5 protein-coding genes are annotated in these 5,397 nt (G+C 38.7%); 3 read left to right on the top strand and 2 right to left on the bottom strand.

Features of this window, described 5'->3' with window-relative positions; genetic code table 11:
- Window positions 1–783: alpha-L-fucosidase (locus ACO1O5_RS19285; RefSeq protein WP_486273162.1), on the bottom strand; the 783-nt coding region annotated here is incomplete at its 3' end.
- A 494-nt stretch (window positions 784–1,277) separates the two neighbouring features.
- Window positions 1,278–2,531, bottom strand: coding sequence for an MFS transporter (locus ACO1O5_RS19290; RefSeq protein ID WP_486273164.1), 1,254 nt, complete (start codon window positions 2,529–2,531; stop codon window positions 1,278–1,280).
- 359 nt (window positions 2,532–2,890) lie between these two features.
- On the opposite strand from ACO1O5_RS19290, the gene ACO1O5_RS19295 reads away from it, so the two are divergent.
- From ACO1O5_RS19295 to ACO1O5_RS19305, 3 genes are all read left to right on the top strand, one after another.
- A complete protein-coding gene (locus ACO1O5_RS19295) occupies window positions 2,891–3,733 on the top strand; it encodes a rhomboid family intramembrane serine protease (RefSeq protein ID WP_486273166.1) in 843 nt (280 codons plus the stop codon).
- Between the two features lie 107 nt (window positions 3,734–3,840).
- A complete protein-coding gene (locus tag ACO1O5_RS19300) occupies window positions 3,841–5,022 on the top strand; it encodes a sensor histidine kinase (protein WP_486273168.1) in 1,182 nt (393 codons plus the stop codon).
- Window positions 5,000–5,397: LytR/AlgR family response regulator transcription factor (locus ACO1O5_RS19305; RefSeq protein WP_486273170.1), on the top strand; the 398-nt coding region annotated here is incomplete at its 3' end. The genes ACO1O5_RS19300 and ACO1O5_RS19305, both read left to right, overlap by 23 nt.

Consider the following 5,397-nt stretch of genomic DNA (forward strand, 5'->3'; position numbering starts at 1 on the left):
GCCGCTCCCCCAACGGTCATATGTTACTACCTTATCTTTAACAGGGCTGTCATCGTACAACCACGCGAGAAACTCCTGGGATTTCCAGGTGGCTGCCGGCGCATCCCATTCTCCGTCTGTCCAGAAAACATCAGGCTGATAGGTATTGATGAGTTCTTTCATTTGCGGCCACATGTGTTCGCTCACATACTTATTCCTGTCGCTTAACCACAAAGGATCGTACCATTCGTACAGGGAATAATACATGCCTGCATGTACGGAAGTTTTACGAAGCGCTTTAAAAAGATCGCCCAACAAATCCCTGTGCGGGCCTGCGGATACTGCATTCCATGGAAAACCCCAATCCCTGTCGGCTTCTTTGCTTGGCCATAAGCAAAATCCATCGTGATGCTTTGACGTAAGTACAACATATTTTGCACCAGATTTTTCAATTAATTGCGCCCATGCATTGGGATCAAATAATTCAGCATGAAAATTTTTCACCAGGTCATAATAAGAACGGTCATCGAAATTTTCCTGCTGGTATTTTATTCTTACCGAATCACCGCTCTTTAAACCATTTTGATACCACTCGGCATACTGGCCTTTGGAAGAATATCCAGGAACAGAATAGACTCCCCAATGAATAAATATTCCAAACTTCGCATTGGTGTACCATTGCGGGACCGGCCTCGTATCGAGGGATTCCCATGTGGGCTTGTACTGGGCGAAGATGTTGCTATAAAAAAAAAGGCAAATGCAGGTGAATAAATTCCTGAGCGCAATACTTTTTTTAAATTTCATATTGAATCGTTTGAATGGGAAGAATTTGATCAAAGTAAAAACAATTTATTCAATAAAAGTCTGGCAAAGACGCATGTCAGCCAGCGCAAAACTTCCATTTTTCATTTGTTGCGGAATCGGTTTTATACGCGATCGGGCTTTCCCTGGAATAAAGTCCTCAATAGATTTTTACTTTTCAAAAAAAACAATGTTGAGCAAGAAAGGTTTTTTATATCAAAATAAATAATCGAAATAAGATAACGTAGGGAGATTAACGGAAAGGGCGGTTCCCAGTCGGCTCCCGGCCAGGACCCCGGAGTTCATCAATATAAAGAACAATTTGCGTGATTATTTCGCCGGCAAGTTTTCTTTGAGATAGCCTGCCAACACTTAGTGTAAAAACATATAGGAACTAACTGTAAGGCATACCCTTAAATACAAATGATATTAAAGGATCAATTTAATTTTTTATTTTATCGCCGGTCCATTTTTGACATTCCAAGCGATTACATAAATCATGTAATAACAATATCCGCCGCCACCTCTTCATGAAAATGAATTCCTTTTGCTTCTGGCCCGGCAAGGATTACTATTGCACCGAGAACCAAAACAGAGCCGGCAAGTATCTCCATCGAAGTAGCATAGCTCACCCTTTGGGCAAGTACTGCTTCCACATATGCAATGCCTGATGCAATTAAAACACCAAGCTGATAGGCAAAGCCAGGAAAGAAACCACGCAGCGGTCCCGGTGATAATTCATTGATATGCGCCGGAATAATTCCCCAGGCTCCCTGCACCATAAATTGCATTCCAAAAGCGCCTAACGCAATCAATATACTTCCGCCGGCCAGCAGCCATAATGGAATTAATACAAGGGCAAGAATTACCGCAGCTGCCATCATTTTTTTTCTGCCGTACCGATCGGACAAGTAACCAAAAAATAACCCGCCCAAAATAGCACCCACCATGGAAACCATTGTTATGATGGCTGTTTCATGCGGACTAAAATGTTTTTGTTGTTGTAAAAATGTTGGATACAAATCCTGCGTACCATGAGAAATAAGATTCATCATTGACATAAGGAGAATGAGATACAAGAATAACTTCCAATGTTTTTTTACCGCAATTCCATACTCCTTCCAGTCTGTTGATTTGTTTGCTTTCCACGCGGCGGTTTCTTTTACTTTGGCCCGAATAAATAAGGTGACCAAAGCAGGCATGCCCCCGATAAAAAACATCGCCCTCCACCCGAAGCGTGGAAAAATAAGATAGTAAGCGCCTGCAGCCAACAGAAAACCTAAAGCATATCCTTCCTGCAAAACCCCTGATAAAAATCCACGCCGTTTTACGGATACAGATTCCATCACGAGCGAAGCGCCTACGCCCCACTCGCCGCCCATACCGATCCCATACAATAAACGCAGTAGTAAAAAGATGCTATAGTTGGGAGCCAGCCCGGACAATATCTCCATCACAGAATAAAAAATAATAGTGATCATCAAAGGGCCCTTTCGTCCATACCTGTCGGCCATCAAACCAAAAATCAAAGCACCAACCGGACGCATGGCAAGACTGGCGGTGAGCGTTAAAGCCATTTCGGGAATCGTCTTACGAAAATCGGTAGCAACGGTGGCGAGAACAAAAGTGAGAATGAAAAAATCAAAAGCATCCAATGTCCATCCAAGGAAACCTGCAAGTACCGCGTTATTCCGGTTACGCCTTGCTTCCTTTTCACTCGCGGCTGGGGCTTTCAATTCAGTTGTTGCCATAGTCTTTATTTTTATTATTGATGATGAACCTATTCTCAGTATTTGCAGCAATATTGAAGCTTTAGCTAAAATTTTTGCAATGCTAATATACTTAAAAGCCTTTGCCGGAAATGAAATATATGGAAGCGCTACAAAGAGATGGCAGTAACGACAACGTATACCCGATTTAAGGAAATGCTTATGACTTCCCAGATTAAGATTTTTAATTAAAAAGGAATGAAAGTTGTGGGACAAAACCGACCACCCTAACAGTTACAAACTTTTAATTTTAAATTTGGCGAGGGTTCAAGCAAATAGCCATTTCCAGGACTGCCTAATGAATATAAACATTAGCAAAAATAATACACACCTCAGCAATCATGAGTAATACGGGAACAATAGCACTAATTATATTGATTGTAAATGTTGTCTTTTCTTATAAAGGATTTATAAACGAACAGTTTTTTGATCGTTATAAATTTGAAGTTGATAAAATATTAATCAACAAGGATTATAAAAGACTTATTACCTCAGGATTTCTGCATGTTAGCTGGATGCACCTTATTGTCAACATGATAAGCCTTATGTTATTTAGTGGGAGTGTTGAAGATTACCTGGGTGGATTAAAATTTTTGATAGTTTATGTAGCCAGTTTGGTTGGTGGTGATTTATTTACAATGTTGGTGCACAAAAACCACGGCGATTACACTTCTGTTGGCGCATCCGGCGCAGTATGCGGAATTATATTTGCGTCTATCGCCCTGTTTCCGGGAATGAGTGTTGGACTATTCTTCGTGCCCATTTCAATTCCCGGGTGGCTTTTTGGAATTCTGTTCGTGCTGTATTCCATCTACGGAATTAAATCGCAGAGAGGAAATATCGGGCATGAGGCCCACCTGGGCGGAGCTTTGGTTGGTATGATCGTAGCCGTTCTAATGGAACCCGTTGCTTTCGTTGATAACTACTTAACTATTTTAATTATTGTAGTTCCTACAGTTGTTTTTATTTACATAATAGTAACCAGGCCACAGTTCCTATTGATCGACAACTTCTTTTTCAAAACCCATGAAAAAGTTTACAATATTGACCAACAATACAATCTCGAAAAAGCGAATCAACAAAAAGAAATCGATAGAATACTTGATAAAATAAACAAGCACGGCATGAATAGTTTAACTAAAAGTGAAAGCCAAACGCTTAAAGAATATTCCAAAAAAATATAAAGGCCGCGCCAAATATTCTATTCATCTAAAGTATTCTATAAGTTGTCGAAATAATTTATCCGATTGAATTAGCCTCATTAGATTAGTATTCTCAAAACTTTCTCTTTATGGAATACGATAACGACCGCCCGGTAAAACCATTTTATAAACCCGAAATATTTTTTTGGATTCTTGTTTTTATATTTTATCCGTTGGTAAATTTTGTTTCCTTTTTTTATAAGGACCTTATATTTTTACCGATACTATTGTTAGTGAGCCTGCTTTTATTTCCTTTCTATTTTTTATATTCAAAAGCAATTATTCCGTGGCTGCTTTTTACAAAACGGTATGTATGGTTTAGCATTATTTCCGCAGCTTTGTATGGTATTGTTATTGTGTTTCTACGGTTTCTTTATTCGTTTGTACATCTTAATGAAAATCCGCTTGCTCTGCTACAGTCTTTTCAACCTTACTTTACCCTCTCTTCGTCTACGTTTATACGTGAGAGTTTATGGTTTGTTATTAATCTCTCATTCGCAACCGGCATTGCATTTCTTAAAAGAAATTTTGACGAAAAAGTTATTATCGCATCGCTTGAAAAGGACAATGCCAATTTCAAATTAAAGTATTTGCGCTCGCAGTTAAACCCGCATTTTTTCTTCAATACTTTAAACAGTATTTATTCATTAAGCCTTCAGAAATCAGATAAGACGCCGGAAGTAGTTGTAAAACTTGCTGACCTGATGCGTTACATGATTTATGATTGCGACGAGGAAAAAATTTCGCTAGATAAAGAAATAGAATTTATAAAGAACTACATCGATATTGAAAAAATAAGATACAAAGCAGATGTGCAGTTTACTGTTGAAGGAGACACCGCGGGAGTTATGATTGAACCTTTTCTGTTTATCTCATTTATTGAAAACGGGTTTAAACATGCATTTAATAATTCCTATAACGACGCATTTATTTATGTTACGATAAAAGCAAGTGCCGAACAAATTGTTTTAAATGTAATTAACAATACTAACACCGACCTGGAAACACAGGCAAAAAAAATGCCTGGAACCGGCATCAGGAACAGCCGCAGTTTACTTGAATTAGTTTACCCTGAATCTTATGCTCTTGATATAATTCAAACTGATAAAGAAACTATAAGAAAGAGTGATTTAAGAATTACAAATGCTAAGAAAAGACTGGAAGCATTGTACCCGGACTCTCACACGCTTGATGTAATTTTAAGCAAGAACGCTTACACGGTTTCACTAATAATAAAAACTGACCCGATTGATAAAATGCATAATAGTTGAAGATGAAACGCTTGCCCAGCAGGTTATTCAAAGCCACCTGCAAAAAATAGACACATGCGAACTGGTAGCCATTTGTAATAATGCGCTGGAAGCAAAAGAAGTCTTAAATCAATTCGAAGTCGACCTGATGTTTCTTGACATTCAGCTTCCCGGAATGACTGGTTTGCATTTTTTACGGTCGCTGGCCAGTCCACCGTTAGTTGTGCTCACAACTGCCTATTCAGAATATGCCGTAGAGAGTTATGAATTTAATATTATCGATTATTTGCTGAAGCCAATTTCTTTTGAACGCTTTCGCAAAACGATTGATAAAATAATAGATGGTAAGTCATCTGCAAAAGGTCAAAGCGAGAACAATAGATTAACGACAGATCA

The organism is Ginsengibacter sp. (assembly GCF_057362405.1).

What these genes read in the sequence shown, in the direction of transcription:
- ACO1O5_RS19290 (WP_486273164.1), bottom strand. Translation starts at nt 2,531, where the DNA reads ATGGCAACAACTGAATTGAAAGCCCCAGCCGCGAGTGAAAAGGAAGCA.
- ACO1O5_RS19295 (WP_486273166.1), top strand. Translation starts at nt 2,891, where the DNA reads ATGAGTAATACGGGAACAATAGCACTAATTATATTGATTGTAAATGTT.
- ACO1O5_RS19300 (WP_486273168.1), top strand. Translation starts at nt 3,841, where the DNA reads ATGGAATACGATAACGACCGCCCGGTAAAACCATTTTATAAACCCGAA.